Source organism: Paenibacillus nitricinens, assembly GCF_052056485.1.
Lineage (GTDB): Bacteria > Bacillota > Bacilli > Paenibacillales > Paenibacillaceae > Paenibacillus_AQ > Paenibacillus_AQ nitricinens.
Map to the genome: position 1 here is coordinate 6,279,197 of NZ_CP183948.1, position 17,319 is coordinate 6,296,515.

Consider the following 17,319-nt stretch of genomic DNA (forward strand, 5'->3'; position numbering starts at 1 on the left):
TTAAAATGCAATACACCTTATAAATCCTAATGTGAGACCGTCTCGCGCATGACCTCTTGTAACGTCGTGATTCCCTGACTAACTTTGAGTAGTCCGTCATCCATCAGTTGAACAAGTCCACGCGCTTTTCCTGCGACACGTAGTTCTTCTACCGAAGCAGTGTTCGTAATAAGCTGCCGCAAATGATCGTCAATACTGAGTACCTCATGAATCGCTATTCGGCCACGATAACCGGAACTGCTACAGCTACCGCAACCTCGACCACGATGTAATTCGTCCGCTGGCAACCCCAAGCTACGTAACATAATCGCTTCCTGCTCAGACGGTTTGTAGGTTTCTTTGCAGTCGGTGCAGATTTTACGAACGAGCCGCTGCGCTACCACACCTATTAGTGAAGAGGCAATCAAGTAAGGCTCCACCCCCATATCTCGCAAGCGAGAGACGGAGCTAATCGCATCGTTTGTATGTAAAGTAGACAGCACTAGATGACCTGTTAATGAGGCACGAACTGCAATTTCAGCAGTTTCTGCATCCCGTATTTCACCCACCATTACAATATTCGGATCTTGTCGGAGAATCGAACGTAGTCCCGCCGCAAAGGTTAACCCAATAGCCGAGTTTACGTGCACCTGGTTTACGCCCTCAAGCTGATATTCCACTGGATCCTCAACCGTGATAATATTTGCACTTTCTACATTGAGCTGATTCAGCGCTGAATATAAAGTCGTTGTCTTCCCACTACCTGTAGGTCCAGTGATTAGCAGAATTCCATAAGGACGAGCAATCATTTCCTTAAAAGCTTCCGCATTCCCCTCACTGAATCCCAAAGCATCTACAGATTTAACCCCAGTGCTTAAATCTAGCAACCGCAGCACAATCTTCTCTCCGTGCATCGTAGGTAATGAGGACACGCGAATATCTACCATTTTGAAATCAAACTGCATTTTGATTCGGCCGTCTTGTGGCAAACGCCGTTCTGCGATATTCAGTCGGGCCATTATTTTCAGACGAGCGGTTATAAAGCCCTGCATTTGCTTAGGAATAATCCGCTCTGTCCGTAAAGTTCCATCAATGCGGTAGCGGATGGTTAGATTATTTTCACCTGGATCCATATGTATATCAGACGCCCGCAGGGCAACTGCCTGCTGAATCATTTGATTGACCAAACGAACAATCGGAGAGTCCTCGTCTGTAATCTCTGTTTCTTCTATTTCTTCCTGTGTCGGGAGTTCTACTAGCATCTGATTCATAGAATCACGCATCCCATAATGACGCGCAATCGCCCGCTGCAGCTCATCCCTCGTAGAAATAGCAGGTTCAATCCGGAACCCTGTACTCATTCGCAAATCTTCTATCGCAAAATAATCCAGCGGATCGGCCATCGCAACCATCAGCTTACCGCCTTCTTTTAAAAAAGGAAGTACCTGATAACGCTTAGCCATACTTTCAGGGATAATCTGCGTGATCGCAGGATCAATCTGGTATTTGAATAAACTGACATGCGGAATGCCGAGCTGAAATTCAAGCACTTCAATCAGCTGCTGCTCCGTAATATAGCCTTGAGAGATTAGCAGATCGCCAAGCTTACGCTTGCTCTTACGCTGTTCCGCAAGTGCTTCAAGCAGCTGTTCCTGTGAAATAATATTATTTTCTACCAGCAAATCTCCAAGTCTCTTTTTCGCGATGGCCATGCCCGTTCAGCTCCATATGCCGTTATTGGTTATACCTTTATGCCGACCTATATAATGGATAATACTAGAAATAAACAGAAGATAAATTACCAGTTCTATTTCTGCAAAATATGAAAATTATTTTTTCCATAATTACGGATTCATCATTTTTGTTAAACTAGCGTATTTTTCAGTATACTTGGGACTTTAGTAATAAATTTATAGGTATATTTCAATAGATTTATGTTGTCTATCAATGCTGAATGTCCTAGAATGTATATAACATAGATTGGATAATTTTACAACGAAATCAGCTGAAAAAGCTGTCGTAAACTAGCATATACAACATCAATTCGACCATATCTACCAATAGTTAACAATCAGGGAGAGATGACCATGAAATTTGCCAGTAACAAACGGATTTATCTTTTTACAGTAACGATCTTGCTTCTCCTTCTGCTTGTTCTGCCACTCAAAAATCACTTCACGAATGTCGAAGCCAGTTCAAATGATTATCAGATTCGAATGTTGGAGGTTACGGAGAGTGGGGTTAGTGAGCTTGCGTCTCTAAAAACGGGAATATCTGGCCTTACCATTGATACGATGAGTATGAAGCGCTTTGTGGCGCTGCGGGATGATCTGGATGGAAAATACGATGCGATTTATATCGGGAAGGGGACTTACAATCCTGCACAAGTGAGTAATCAGCAACCGGCCTCGGAGGAGAATAGAGCTAGAGCACTGGACACCAGAAGCATGAAGAACGATATTACTAAGCTGAAGGCAGATCAAATTACGAAGGAATTTATTAATAAAGGATTATATGTTTTCTTTCATAGCCAACCCTTTAATGACAAAGATAATAAACCACAAGCAGAACAAGGTATACTATACAGCTCTTTTAACAGTTACCGTCTTTCCTCATCCAACCCAAAAGTTAAATTTGTGGATGATGCTGGACTCGCAAATATCTTTACCGATTTAAAAAGACAAAACTCAACGTACATAAATGATCTAAAGCAACGTCCCCGCCTTCAAATTACGAACAGAATTCCCAACTATGACCCTAATGCAACTAACAGCAAAATCTATGTTCCTGGGGAGAAACTTTCTTTTAATTTCAATATCACTAACGCACCTAATTTACAAAGCTCTCCGCTCTCAGTCAAACTATATATCGGTCTTGATAAGTCCATCAAGATGGGAGAAAAGCAGGTCGTTGCTGAAACAGAGCTTAATACATCCAGCGGAACTATCGAATACACTTTGCCAAAAACATACTCCGGCTTACTCTATTGGAAGTTAGAAATCAATGATTATCATAAATCGCAATTAAAGGATTTTGACAGCGGGGTAATTCGTTATCGCGGAGAGAAGACCATCGTAAATATTCTTCAGGTTATGCCTGACACTCTAACGGAAAGCAGCCTCCTGAACACTAGTAATATGGATCCACTGTTTTTGAATACAACCGATTATCAACTTAATATAGCGGTCAAAACTATGACCCAATTTAACACATATGTGAATGAAAAATATGCTGCAACACAAAGTTACGGATTAAACGGCACCTATGACATGCTCATCTTTGGTTTTGTCGACGAATACTATAAGAAATCCAACTTAAACACTAATGCAACCAACGCGATTACACAATTCACTGGTACCTTCAAGCAAAGCGCCTTGTTCACTCACGATACCATCATTAATTTAGATGCAAATAAAAAGAACTGGATCAATAATTTCATGGGGATTACCGGTCAGATGAATCCGGAGACCAACTTAGGCCATAATGCCATCAATCTTTCCACCAAGGTTAAGCCGGTGAATGACGGGCTTTTGATGCAATATCCTTTTTATCTAAGCAAGCGGGACGACAGCAACCAGCAAATCGATATCTCCACACCACAAATTGCACCAACACATAACCAGTACTTCACGCTTAATCTTGAAGATCCCGAAGTAGTATCATGGTATAACATTCAAAGCGAAGCGTCAGGTACGAAGATAAAACCAAATGGTGACTATAATCAATACCAACGTGATACCGAGGATAGTTGGAATCAATATTACACATATTCCAAAGGCAATATTACCTACTCGGGTACAGGTCATTTTTTTGGAGTAAGTGATATTCCCGCCAATCTAAGAAATTTCCCAGTTTGGGAACAAAAATTGTTCGTTAATACCATGTATCGTGCTTTTATTGGTGCCAATCATGCTCCTGAGATTACGGTACATACACCGGCTAATGGCTCATCGGTTCCTTCTTATCAAAACACAATACTTGTCGACTATACAGTCACTGATCTGGACTTTAACGATCGTGATCTGACAACTGAAATTCGCTTTAAAAATGAGAGCACGTATTTTACCGACATTGAAATGAATAAAACGAGCATTAAATCAGGGAAAAGTATATATAGAACGGTTAAAAATCCGCTTCCAAATGGGGGCGCACTCGACATCGAAATTAACGCATGGGACCAAAACGGAGCTCTCTCAAGTAAAACTATCAGAGTAAATGTCCTGCCGTCGAACACCAATTTGAGTGTAACACGCTCTCTCTCTCAGAATGTTGTGAATGGTAAAGTAGAAAAGGGAGAACCGGTCACTCTTAGTTATTCCATCACCCCAAAATCTGTACCTTTTGATAAAGTAGGTACGGTCAACCAGACCTCTAACACACAATTAATATCGGATATTGTATTTACTGAGAACCTTCCACCTAACCTGGAGATTTCAGGAGAACTACCAGCCGGTACGATTGTCACTGGAAATGTAACCAGTGGGTTTAGATTGACACGCAATCTAAATAACATAACCTATTCATTAAAAACGGTGAACGGCGCCCAAATCTATAAACCAGACTCTGAGCAACCTATAACGTTCCAAATCACAGTTAAACCGACTCAGATCCAAACCTATACTTTAAATGACTCCAAGCTTAGTTATGTCGATATCCATGCCACATTACCACCTCTGGGAATCACAGGTGAATACAACGCATTTATCCTTCAGACAACCTCACTTCGTGGGGGAACTATTAAGGGTCCATTAGCTTCCGGGGGCACAGTCAACTTCAACAACGCTGGTATTACAGTAAATGAACAATTCAAAGACAAAGTTCCATACGGTATTGTCACGGGCGGAGATGTTTCTCTTCCTGAAGGTACGGTTTACGGAAACATATTGGTTAAGGGCTCCGTTAAAGACCAACGACCTGGTTCTATTCAAAATGGTACTATCACATACGGTGAACTTCTCAATTTCAACAAGCATGAGAGTTATCTCCTTGGACTCTCTGATGCTATTGCTAAGCTGCCTTCCAATACTTCAACGACTCATGAATATGGAAAACTTACGGTAACAGGTAGCTCATCTATCAATATTGTTAATATTTCCACTTCAGTATTAAATACGCTTAACAGCTCCGAGCTCAAGGTTCCGCAAGGATCAACCGTAATTGTTAATGTACAGCAGGACGGTACCAGTGAACCATTCTTACATTTCCCGCTGGGAAGTGACGGCAGCCGTGTGCTATTCAATTTCTCTGGCACAAAGCCTGTGCGGATATCCCAAGCCAATGTATACGGAACCATTCTAGCACCACGGTCTGCCATAACATTCGATGGAGGTCAGGTGTATGGAACAATTATTGGAGCTTCAATGACTATGAGTTCAGCAACTTTATTTCATGTTCCTTTTACCGGTAACCTACCAGCGGAGATCTATCCGCTACTTGTCCCAGCACCAACAGATCCTTCATCAGCTAATTTATCGCGTACTACGATTTCGTTTGAGACCTTAACCTTTACAGCCGAATATAAAATTAAGGCTCTACAATTAGAAAGCAGGACCATCTATGTCGGAGAAGGAATGCGTTTAATTCCGACAGTCATTCCTTCAGATATCCCTGATCTGACGTTTCTGTGGACAACTACCGATACTAATTATGTACAGTTGGATTCAAGCAGTGGTTACATCACAGGCCTCGCCAAAGGCACAGCAACTGTTCATGTGGCTGCACTAGATGGTAGCGGCAAACAGGCTACAGCAACCATAACGGTAGCTGAGCGAACTCCACGATCCTTAACGATTGATGGAGATGGGACTGGTGAAATTAACGATTCTATCCCTTTAAGTGCTATCTATGTGCAAGGCAACCTAAATAATCAAGGACCAGAGGCCAATATTACCTATACCTGGTCGGTCACCAATGTCACCTCTGGAGCAAGCAATGCTGTCATTAATACCAATCCAGACTACCCAAGTGATGATACCAAAAAGGTATTCAGTGCTACACAGTCAGGAACTTACTTGGTGAAACTCACTGTAAATTCTAGTAATCGTGATCCAATCACTGCAGATAAGACAATCGTAATCACTAACCCGCTAAAGTCACTGTCGATTGAAGGTCCAATAACGGTAATGGTAGGGGGGCAAATTGATCTAAAAGCAATTAGGAATCCTGCTGATTCCGATCCATCAACGCTAATCTGGGATTTCGTGCAATCAACGGATAACAAGATGGCTACAATTACGCCTTCTAGTGACGGGTCAACCGCTAAATTGACGGCTGGTAATACCGCTAAAGAAGGACTGCTGATTAAGGTTTCATTCCAAAAAATCACTTCAACACACATGGTTAATATCGTTGATTTAAATGGATTAAGATTCCGGGATCAGTCCATTACTTTAGAGGTAGGCCATACTTTCCAGTTAACCGATATTTTATGGGCATTCCCAACCTCCATCTCAATAGATCAAATCAAAGATAACTTGAGTTGGGTAAGCGACAATTCTGCAATTGCCTGCGTCAATAATGGAACCAATATTAATACCAGGGGAACTGTTACAGGCGTTAAAAAGGGATCCACACTCATCACAGTGACTTATACCGGAAGCACAGGTACAACAGTAAAAGCAGATATTACGGTTAAGGTTGTGGCACCTCAGAATGACGATCGTTACTAAACTTTACATTTAAACAACAAGAAACATCCAACAAAAAAAGGGTATCCCTAAGCAATCGCTTAAGGATACCCTTTTTTCAACTAGTCTTAATGACTTACAAGTTCCAGAGGCCCCACGGTTACATTCACCTGCTGTACACGCGGGAGGCTAGACTGCTGATGAGTAAAAACATCCTGATTATATTGAATCTTAAAACGGTGACCCGAATTATATCGATCCGTATCCTGATTTTCGAAAGTAAAGCCGAGTGCCGGATCTAAGGGCTCAGTCACGCCTCCTAGTACTGCGTTTACTGTAAGATCCCCTTTAGCGAAAAAACCTCCGTTTAACCAAAAGATTGACCCCACTCCGTACAAGTTAGCATCACTATCCGTGTAAAAAAAAGCTTTCATATAAAATGAATCCTGCTCATCCTTTTTCTTAGGTGGATTCGTGAAAGTGTCAATTCGGTTAATGAGCACATCTCCTTGAGATATAAGGACTAACTCCTTACTACTTAATCCTTGGATCACGGCGTCCTCGACTTTCGTTTCCCCTAAAACAAACATAGTAGAGTTGAATTTCACCTGGCCTTTAATAGTAACATTTCCTGTAACTAGAATATTAGCTTGAATCTCCAAAAATTTAGTTATATCTGGGCTATAGTTATTTACCTCCAGATCACCATTAACAATAAGCCATTTGGGCTTGTTGGAAGGATTACCTGTTTTGGCTTCATCACTGAACTTCAACTGTTTGTAATCAATTCCATCGATAAGCAGATTACCGTTATAAATCGTAGAATTATTCAAATCCTTATCCAACAAGGAGTTCTGATACATTCTCAATTGTTCTAAGTATTCGCTGTACTCTAGTTTGTAATTATCCTTTTCTTCTTCTGTTGGATTATCTTTAAGTACTGGCTCAGTGTAGGGTGGATTCTCATCGGGTAGTCTATCTAATGTTGTTGTGCTTAAATAATTCCCCAGTTGATTATCCTTAATAGCTTGCTCAAGTTCAGACTTTTTCCCAGTCAACCCTGTCGCTTCCTCCACTTTATCAAGAAAGGATCCCAACACATTGATCTGAATGAACTTTTTCTGCGGTTTGATAAACACCTGTTCTTCATGAATACCAAAAATAGTAGGAAGAATGCTTGAGGCATTATTCTTATTCACAGCTGCATCAATAACTCCATTTCCAGAATATTTGATACTTTCAAGAGATTGTACATGTACTTCAGGTTGAGGCTCGGTAGAAGTGGCTATAGTTTGGTCTTTCAATAATTCCACTCTAGGATATTGAGTCCTTTCTTTTAGACCTTTCACTCCCTTGTATGTATATACGGCCGTATCACTGATGTGTAATTCTTTACCCGCATATATATTGCCATGGAGACCAGGCGCTCCGTTTAAAGTTAATACTTTTTCCGATCCAAAAGCATATTTAAGAAAATCAGGATAGGTATCAATGACAATCTTTTGTCTCAGCTGTCTGATGACGCCATTAACTGTGGCTTGTGCTTCAATATTGACATAGTATTTTTGCTTATCCTGCTTCTCATAGGTGATGCTTTTGATCGTTCCACCAGCTCCCGATAACTCCGTACTTACGCCGTCGCTTAACCCAACGATTTTGGCGGTCACCTCATTAACAATACTTTTAATCTCATCTTCCATATGATCAGGATCAATATCCTTACGTCCATCCAGCTTCGTCTGTATGTAAGCGACCGCTTCATCCAGCCCTTTCTGTGCAAGGTGTAGACTTTGTACGTCGTTCTCTCTGGTCTCCGTTCGTTGTGCCCCGCCCACCGTCGCCCCGAGCACAGCTAGTCCGAGTATCGTAAGTAGAAGAGCAACAAACATAACTAGTACTAGAGCTGATCCTTTTTCGTTATTCCTCATCCCTCCTACTCCTCCTAGAATCCGAATTTGCTTTTTAACTCCAATGGGTAGTCCCTTCCGTTGTAGCTCTGAACTAGTGATAAATCTATCGATATCAGACCACTGTCACACGGAACGGCGTTCTGACACTCTAAAGTAATTGCAGAACCCTGTGCCAGCCTAGAAACTATGTTTGTTCTTGTGTCCGCTGAAGGATCTATCACATCGGGTGGAGCTATCGTAAGAATGCCATTAGCAATACGAATCCGCGATTTGGTGCCGTCCTGGCGCTCTAACGTAATGAAGCTATCAATAATCTGTGTCTTATCAGCATTCTGGATCATCGTTGGGGTAATCTTATCGGGCGCAAAGGTATAAAGCTCCGTAATTATTGCGGACATTAACAAATCCCCTTCATCCCGCAATGAGTTTTCAATCGATATTTTATGATAACTGCGTAAGCCTAACATCATGATCCCTGAAATAATTCCTGCAGCAACTGTAAATAACGATAGGGCTACAATTAGCTCCACTAAAGTGAATCCACCCTCCCTGCGGAAAAGGTTAACGAATTTTTTCATCGGTAATGTATCCCTCCAAAACAGATTGGGTCTGAGGTCCACTAGAAGAATCCGCTCTGCTGACTTTTACCAATACCGGCAATAGATATGCTGCCATCTTCTGTTCATCTGAATCACTTGGGCTTGGGCTTAAGCTTGGGTTATGCAATTCACGCTGATACTTAATATCGATCTGATAGTTGACCCCATTGATTGAAGGGTTCAAAACCTGATTTAAGATGGCAATATCTTCAACAAGCTGTTTGTAATCATCGCATTTCACGGAATCATCCATATCCTTTTGACATTTGGATGCTTCTAGCAAATCGTTCTCTGTTAAGTAATCCCACATCTCCTTAAAATCCTGCTTCTCCACATAAAACAGCGCGTTCCGCGCTAGATTGACCATAATTGTCTTGTTCTGGTTCGATTTAGAGTAACTCATGGCGTTTGTAAAGTAAGACGTAAGTACCAGTGAAACTATCGATAAGATCACAATAGCGGCCAGCACTTCGATCAATGTAAATCCTTTTTCCTGCTTTAGGCCTGATTTCATCCTACTTTTTTCCTCCTGCCTACGAGAATGCTTTCATATTTGCACGTTTCTTCCTTATTTTTCTACTTCCATTATATTCTCTCATATCGAGCTACAGCAATCCTCAAAACCCTTATAATTCAGATATTTCTACAATATCTCTCACTTTTGGTCTATGCTATGATTTGGAAAGAGAGGGGATGTGTCAAATGGCTTTAATAGAATGCAAATTTTATTCGGAAGCGCTAGAATTGAATACCTCAATGACTGTAATTTTGCCGCAAAAAACAACTACACAAATCGGGATGAGCAACGTGACTAGAGGCGAACTTCACCCTACGCTTTATTTGTTGCACGGTTTGTCAGACGATGATTCGATCTGGCTGCGCCGGACTTCTATAGAACGATATGTAGCAGAGATGGGAATAGCTGTAGTTATGCCGAATGTACATCGCAGTTTCTATACAGATATGGCTATGGGAGGTCGTTATTGGACCTTTATTAGTGAGGAGCTTCCGATGCTGGCGCGTTCATTCTTCCCGTTATCGGATAAACGCGAGGAAAACTTTGTAGCCGGGTTATCCATGGGTGGTTATGGAGCGATCAAGCTGGGACTGCGTAAACCGGAGTCTTTTGCAGCGGCAGCTAGTTTGTCGGGAGCACTGGATATGGCGCATAATTTTATGAACGGGGAAAATCCAAACGTCAGAAGCAAAGAATACGAAATGATTTTCGGAAAAGAAGATATCGCCGGAACGCCCGAAGACCTTTTATGGTTGATAGAGGAAGTAAACCGCTCCACGGGACCAAAGCCAGCGTTGTATCAATGCTGTGGCACAGAAGATTTCCTATATACCGATAACTTGACATTCCGCGATGCCTGCCAAGCAACCTCACTTTCTTTAACCTATGAGGAAGGTCCAGGGACTCATGAATGGGGCTATTGGGATACCAAGATCCGCGATGTACTGGCATGGCTGCCGTTAAGTAATAATTAGCTTTTTCTAATAGACAACAAAAAGGTGCAGCCATAAGCTACACCTTAATATCTGTGCTATGCAGATTGCCCTCTTCGGAGGGTTCTTTTGTTGCCTTATGCCTTTTATTTAGTGATCTTTTTAAATAATCCTGTCTGTTCCGTAATCCCTTTTTCAGCAGCAAATCTTTCAATACTCGATGCACCAAAGAATCCGTCTATGCCTTCTGTCCGTTCAATTACGTACGCCGCATCTTCCGGCTCTGCAATCGGTCCACCGTGGCAAATCACCATAATATCTGGATTTACTGCTTTCCCTGCCTTAATAATCGCTTCGATTCTTTCTACACAATCATCCAATGTCAGGGCCGTCTTCGCTCCAATTGTACCTTTAGTAGTCAATCCCATATGTGCCACCAAAATATCTGCGCCTGCTTCTGCCATGGCTTTTGCTTGCTCAGGATCAAATACGTAAGGAGTTGTGAGCATATCCAATTCATGCGCTGCTCTAATCATATCTACTTCTAAACCATATCCCATCCCGGTCTCTTCCAGGTTCTGTCTGAATACGCCATCGATCAAACCAACGGTTGGGAAGTTTTGCACGCCGCTAAAACCTTGATCCTTAAGCTGTTTCAAATACACCTCCATCACTCTAAAAGGGTCCGTTCCACACACGCCTGCTAGAACAGGAGTATTTTTCACAACAGGTAATACTTCAGAGCCCATTTCGACTACGATTTGGTTGGCGTCTCCATAAGATAGTAGCCCTGCCAATGATCCACGACCTGCCATTCTGTATCTTCCTGAATTATAAACAATTAGCATATCCGCTCCGCCAGCTTCACTGCTCTTTGCAGTAATCCCTGTACCGGCTCCCACGCCTAAAAGAATTTTTCCATTTGCTACTTCTTCTCTAAACTTCTCCATGATTTCAGTTCTTGTATTTTTGTTCATGTGAAACGCCTCCATCATTAATTAAATGTTCTGTGTTAGTGTTATTTGCTCATGAGATCTATTAGCTTCTGTGCGGCAGCTTCTGCAAACTCCACATCATTAATGGCACAATCCATTTCGATAACCTCTACAACATTTCTGTTTACACCATTTCTTAAGGTATCAAATAACATTTGATCTTCCTCTACCCCATAAAAAGCTTCGCCTGCGACATCAATGCCAGATATCCCTTTAAGCGGCAGCATTAACACCGTTTTCTCTTTGGCCATATTTAATTTCTCGACAAGCTTTTTGCCGATGGCTTCATTTTCTTCTACTGTTGTTCTCATCAAAGTAACTGTAGGGTTATGCTTATAGAATTTATGTCCAGCAAATTTCTCGGGTACCGTATCATAAGGACCAAAGTTACACATATCAAGCGCACCTACCGACACAACCTGTGGAATATGATGTTTTCCAGCAGCTTCTAACCGATGAGGTCCAGCATTTAGCACACCACCAATAATTTCGTCCGCCCATTCTGTTGTGGTCAGATCCAATACACCTTCAATAAAACCAGCCTCGATTAGTGCTTCCATGGACTGGCCACCTACACCTGTTGCATGGAATACAAGCACTTCATATCCTCTAGCTTCAAGATAGTTACGGGCTGCCGTCACACAGGGGGTTGTTACCCCAAACATTGTTGTAGCTACTAATGGTTTTTTCTCTATCACTTGTTTATTCTCAAATTTAAGCATACCGGCGATGGCGAAGGCTGCATTCGTAAAAATCTTCGTCGAAATGGAGTTCAGTCCTGCAACGTCTACTACAGATGGCATCATGACAATATCACTAGTGCCTACATATGGAGCAGTATTCCCTGAAGCTACGGTCGAAACCATCACTTTTGGTACACCAATAGGCAGTGCCCGCATACCAGGAGTGACAAGCGAGGTACCTCCAGTACCCCCAAAGGAGATAATGCCATCAAACTTGCCTTGCTTATATAATTCAGGTACTAATTTTTCCATACCTTTAGCTAATAATTCTGTCGCTAACGCTCTATCTTTCTTGGCAACGAGCTCGTCTATACTTACACCCGCGGCTGCTGCTACTTCTCGGTTAGAGATATCCGGTGTAAAAGTGGGCTCAAACACACCCGTATGAATCGTAAACGAACCTAACTCCAAGCTTTCAAGCAAATTTTTAATGTAGAGATATTCTTCACCCTTGGTGTCAAAAGTTCCGGCAATGGCAATCGTCTTCATTTCTTCAACCTCCTCTTCAGATATCTGCAACAAGTATAAATACCTTCGGCGTCCTTTTGAGGACGGCAAGCGTTTAAACGAGAAATATAAGGATAATGTATAATGTGAAACTTATACTTTCTTATATTTCAAAAAAGCATGATCAACTTATGAGTTAATCATACTTCTTTGAATTATGAATGAAAACGCTTTTATGTCTTATGTTTTTGTGTTTATGTTAGATTTATATTGTTTGGGAGAATAACCTTTATACTTCTTAAACATTTTGCTAAACTGCGCATAGTCTTGGTAGCCAACTAATGGCGCCAGCTCAGATAACTGGATAGGGTCTCTATGTAATATTTCCGCTGCCTTATCTATCCGAAATTGCACGAGATACGTTTGGAAGCTGCAGCCTACTTTTTTGGTAAACAAGCTACTTAAGTAACTTCGGGATACATGGGCCACCTTAGCTAAATCTGCAAACAAAATCTCATTCCTATAATTTTGAGCTATGTATTCTTTTACAAATTCAACATAATCATAGTGCTTGGTGATGCCGTCTAACATTTTGACCATAAAATCATCTTCATCCAGCGTCCCCGACACTTTAAAAGCTTTGGTTATATTCGTAATGGACTTCTCCGAGGGAATTCTTTCAAAAGCAGAGCCCCCGATATACCCCATCAAGTTTTGATTATTACTGTACATATACTGCACATCAATTGGCGTTTTCACAGGACCACCATACACCAATTTAATTAAATCGGGCTTTAGCTCATTACATGTATTAAAAATCTTGTCCGCCTTAACCTTGGCTACCTCCAGAGAGAATACTTTTTTGGCTCCTAATAATCCCCCTTCGGTTAAGCCTAAATGTGCACAAATTACATCCGCTCCAGCTTCTATCATCTGAGCAGCTTGAATTTCGTCAAATACAAAGGCTATGGTAAACAAATCTTTTTCATGGGCAATCCTTATAGCTTCTACTTCGAGTAGATAATCATTTCCCTCTTCTTCCAGCGCTTCTCCAAATTGACCATCTATCAAGCCAACCGTGGGGTAATTATTAATTCCGGAAAATCCCTTATTCTTTATTTCACTGATATAGCTCTCCATATCTTTTGTCGGATCGGTTGCATTAAGGCCAAAAATAATAGGAATGTCTCTTACCAAAGGGATGATCTCCCTAGATGCAAAGTCCATCACCATATCATTGCTATTACAAAAAGGCAAAATCCCAGCAAGAGAGCTCCTCCCCATCTGGCGGAATTTACCCGAATTTAACATCAGTAGAAAATCAGCGCCACCCTGCTTCGCATACTTTGCGGTTATTCCAGCACCTGTGGCTACTCCAATAATATGATTCCCCAGCTCTAATTGGGATCTAAGCTCGTCTAGGATTTGCTCTCTACTCATACTTACGCCCCCTCCTATCCTACTCTAAGGATAACCGTAAAGAACACTGCGAATCCAGTTATGTTGTACTTAGAGCCCTTTTAGATAAAAAAATCCCGCCTGCGACCTATAACAGTCTGAGGCGAGATTCGGTATTGATACGGTTTACAATATAGCGTCACCGTGTTTTACTACCCATTCATTAGCTTCGTGCAGTGCCTGCTCCGCGCGTTCGATCGCAGCCTTCACCTGAACAGTAGCTGTGCCGCCATAAACGTTACGGGCGTTAACTACAGCTTCCGGCTGAAGAACAGCATAGATATTCTCGTCGAACAGGGGTGAGAATTGCTTGAACTCTTCCAGCGTCAGATCCAGCAGGAACTTGCCTTCGTTAATGCAGTAGAGCACTGTTTTTCCGATGACTTCATGTGCTTGGCGGAAAGGAAGACCTTTGCCTACCAAGAAGTCGGCGATATCCGTTGCATTCGAGAAGTCCGTGTTCACGGCTTCACGCATACGTCCCTTGTTCACCTTCATGGTGGAGATCATCGGCGCGAACAATTGCAGTGCACCAGTCAGCGTAGTAACGGTATCGAACATGCCTTCTTTGTCTTCCTGCATATCCTTGTTGTACGCCAGTGGCAGTGATTTGAGTACCGTCAGCAAGCCAATCAGGTTACCGTATACACGACCTGTTTTGCCCCGTACCAATTCTGGTACATCCGGGTTCTTCTTCTGCGGCATAATGCTGCTGCCTGTACAGAAAGCATCATCCAGTTCTACAAAGCTGAACTCTGTACTGCTCCACAGCACCAATTCCTCACTAAGTCTGGAAAGGTGGGTCATTACAAGGGCTGCATTCGCCAAGAACTCCACGATGAAATCGCGGTCGCTGACAGCATCCAGACTGTTCTCATATACACTGTCAAAGCCCAGTTGTTCCGCTACAAAATGGCGGTCAATCGGGAAGGTCGTTCCAGCAAGCGCCCCTGCACCGAGTGGCAGCACGTTAATCCGTTTGTAGCTATCCGTCAGACGTTCTGCATCGCGGCGGAACATGGATACGTATGCCAGCAAGTGGTGAGCAAACAGGATCGGTTGAGCCCGTTGCAAATGCGTATACCCAGGGATGATCGTCTCTACATTGTCTTTAGCTTGCTCGATCAAAGCTTCCTGCAATTCATGCAGCAAGCTAACTAGCTCAACTATACGGCCACGTAAATATAGATGCATGTCCGTTGCCACCTGATCGTTACGGCTGCGTCCTGTGTGCAGTTTACCACCGACCGGACCGATTTCCTCGATCAGATGTTTTTCAATATTCATATGGATGTCTTCATCCGCTACGGAGAAAACAACCTCACCAGCGTTAACCTTGTCCAATACTTTGTTCAGACCTTGCTTAATCGTCTCCACATCTTCTTGTGGAAGGATTCCGCACTTGCCCAGCATTGTGACATGTGCCAGACTGCCTTGTACATCTTCTTTAGCCAAAGCCTTATCAAATCCAATGGAAGCCGTATATTCCTCCACCAGTTTGTTCGTTCCTTTAGTAAACCGTCCGCCCCAAAGCTTGCTCACCTGTAGTTTCCTCCTCTTGGACGCCAGAGGGCCGCTCCTATCCTGACGGGAGGAACGGCCTTCGGAATGCCCGTTTAAGTTTATGTTACCGTTCTATTTTGAAGCTCCATTTACACCTGTAGAAACTTTAAGGCGCAATGCGTTCAAGTGGATAAAACCAGTTGCATCTCCTTGATCATAAGCTTGTGTAGGATCAGCTTCCATCGTTGCAATCTCAGGATTGTACAGGCTAACCGGGCTCTTCACTCCAGCGCCAATGATGTTGCCTTTGTACAGTTTAAGACGAACAGTACCCGTTACATTTTGTTGGCTCTGTGTTACAAGAGCTTGCAGTGCAATACGCTCTGGTGCGAACCAGAAACCGTTATACACCAAAGTGCTGTAACGAGTGATCAGGCTGTCACGCAGGTTCATCACTTCACGGTCCATCGTGATGGATTCCATTTTGCGATGAGCGACGAACAGGATGGTTCCACCCGGAGTCTCATACACACCGCGGCTCTTCATGCCGACAAAACGGTTCTCAACCATATCCACACGTCCAATACCGTGTTTACCGCCTAGCTCATTCAGTTTATCCATCACTTGCAGTGGGGATAAGGACTCACCATTCAGGGCTATGCAGTCTCCCTTAACGAAATCGAGTTCCAAATATTCCGCTTCATCCGGAGCATCTTCAGGAGCGTTGCTCAGCAGGAACATTCCTTTGTTCTCCGGTGCACTTGGATCAAACCAAGGATCTTCCAATACGCCGCTCTCATAGCTGATATGCAGCAGGTTACGGTCCATCGAATACGGCTTCGCCGCAGATGCTTGTACAGGAATATCATTAGCTTCCGCATAAGCGATCATTTCCGCACGGCCTGGGAATTGATTGCGGAATTCTTCCAGACGCCAAGGTGCGATTACCTTGATGTCTGGTGCCAAAGCAGCTACGCCAAGCTCAAAACGGACTTGGTCATTCCCTTTGCCTGTCGCGCCGTGTGCGATAGCTGTTGCACCTTCAGCGATGGCGATATCCACCATGCGTTTAGCGATCAGCGGACGAGCAATACTAGTTCCAAGCAAGTATTGGCCTTCGTAAAGCGCGCCGGATTGGAACATAGGGTAGATGAAGTCGCTAGCGAACTCATCGCGCAGGTCATCGATGTATACTTTCGATGCGCCGGTTGCTAGTGCTTTTTCTTCCAGACCGTCGAGCTCTTCCTTCTGGCCGATATCGGCTGTGAAGGCGATGATCTCCGCGTCATAGGTTTCTTTAAGCCATTTCAAAATAACGGATGTATCTAGTCCGCCGGAATAGGCGAGTACAATTTTTTCTTTAGCCATGGTGTGGCAACTTCCTTTCGTGTGGGCTATATAAATTAAAATAACCGTGCTCTCGCTAGCACTTTAACGATTATTCGCAACTACGCTGAATGTTTGGACTTCCGGTCGCTGTTATCATCAGATTTCTTTTATTTCAAACCGCATTATGCGGATGAAATCTGATGATAAAGGCGAACGCTACGCTCCTACAGTTCCAAAAATTCCGCTCCATTACTCCATCGTCCAAAACCTAACTTCGCCCA

The 17,319-nt window shown here is 42.9% G+C and carries 11 protein-coding genes; 2 read left to right on the plus strand and 9 right to left on the minus strand.

Features of this window, described 5'->3' with window-relative positions:
* Window positions 1–26: 26 nt before the first annotated feature.
* The gene (locus tag ACN6KS_RS28055; RefSeq protein WP_094877554.1) at window positions 27–1,691 is read right to left on the minus strand and encodes a GspE/PulE family protein; all 1,665 of its coding nucleotides are present in this window, start codon (window positions 1,689–1,691) and stop codon (window positions 27–29) included.
* A gap of 375 nt (window positions 1,692–2,066) precedes the next feature.
* Here ACN6KS_RS28055 and ACN6KS_RS28060 point away from each other — a divergent pair, with 375 nt between their 5' ends.
* Window positions 2,067–6,647 carry a DUF5057 domain-containing protein gene (locus tag ACN6KS_RS28060; RefSeq protein WP_440960925.1) on the plus strand — a complete coding sequence of 1,527 codons (4,581 nt, stop codon included), beginning with the start codon at window positions 2,067–2,069 and terminating at the stop codon, window positions 6,645–6,647.
* A gap of 86 nt (window positions 6,648–6,733) precedes the next feature.
* Here ACN6KS_RS28060 and ACN6KS_RS28065 read toward each other — a convergent pair whose 3' ends face one another.
* From ACN6KS_RS28065 to ACN6KS_RS28075, 3 genes are read right to left on the minus strand one after another with little or no spacing between them, the layout of a single operon-like run.
* Window positions 6,734–8,533 (minus strand): hypothetical protein, encoded by a 1,800-nt coding sequence (locus ACN6KS_RS28065; protein ID WP_440960926.1) that lies wholly within the window; start codon window positions 8,531–8,533, stop codon window positions 6,734–6,736.
* A gap of 14 nt (window positions 8,534–8,547) precedes the next feature.
* On the minus strand, window positions 8,548–9,093 hold the full coding sequence (locus ACN6KS_RS28070) for a PulJ/GspJ family protein (protein ID WP_440960927.1): 546 nt from the start codon (window positions 9,091–9,093) through the stop codon (window positions 8,548–8,550).
* Window positions 9,077–9,628, minus strand: coding sequence for a type IV pilus modification PilV family protein (locus ACN6KS_RS28075; RefSeq protein ID WP_440960928.1), 552 nt, complete (start codon window positions 9,626–9,628; stop codon window positions 9,077–9,079). Before ACN6KS_RS28075 ends, ACN6KS_RS28070 begins: the two co-directional genes overlap by 17 nt.
* A gap of 188 nt (window positions 9,629–9,816) precedes the next feature.
* Between ACN6KS_RS28075 and ACN6KS_RS28080 the strand changes: the two genes are divergently transcribed.
* On the plus strand, window positions 9,817–10,605 hold the full coding sequence (locus ACN6KS_RS28080; RefSeq protein WP_440960929.1) for an alpha/beta hydrolase: 789 nt from the start codon (window positions 9,817–9,819) through the stop codon (window positions 10,603–10,605).
* Window positions 10,606–10,709: 104 nt separating this feature from the next.
* Here ACN6KS_RS28080 and ACN6KS_RS28085 read toward each other — a convergent pair whose 3' ends face one another.
* From ACN6KS_RS28085 to ACN6KS_RS28105, 5 genes are all read right to left on the minus strand, one after another.
* Window positions 10,710–11,540, minus strand: coding sequence for a phosphoenolpyruvate hydrolase family protein (locus ACN6KS_RS28085; RefSeq protein WP_094871945.1), 831 nt, complete (start codon window positions 11,538–11,540; stop codon window positions 10,710–10,712).
* A gap of 41 nt (window positions 11,541–11,581) precedes the next feature.
* Window positions 11,582–12,790 (minus strand): Tm-1-like ATP-binding domain-containing protein, encoded by a 1,209-nt coding sequence (locus ACN6KS_RS28090; protein ID WP_440960930.1) that lies wholly within the window; start codon window positions 12,788–12,790, stop codon window positions 11,582–11,584.
* 198 nt (window positions 12,791–12,988) lie between these two features.
* On the minus strand, window positions 12,989–14,188 hold the full coding sequence (locus ACN6KS_RS28095; protein ID WP_440960931.1) for a phosphoenolpyruvate hydrolase family protein: 1,200 nt from the start codon (window positions 14,186–14,188) through the stop codon (window positions 12,989–12,991).
* 144 nt (window positions 14,189–14,332) lie between these two features.
* Window positions 14,333–15,748, minus strand: a complete 1,416-nt coding sequence (gene argH, locus ACN6KS_RS28100) for an argininosuccinate lyase (protein WP_440960932.1) — start codon at window positions 15,746–15,748, stop codon at window positions 14,333–14,335.
* A 93-nt stretch (window positions 15,749–15,841) separates the two neighbouring features.
* Window positions 15,842–17,077 (minus strand): argininosuccinate synthase, encoded by a 1,236-nt coding sequence (locus ACN6KS_RS28105; protein ID WP_440960933.1) that lies wholly within the window; start codon window positions 17,075–17,077, stop codon window positions 15,842–15,844.
* Between the last annotated feature and the right edge of the window lie 242 nt (window positions 17,078–17,319).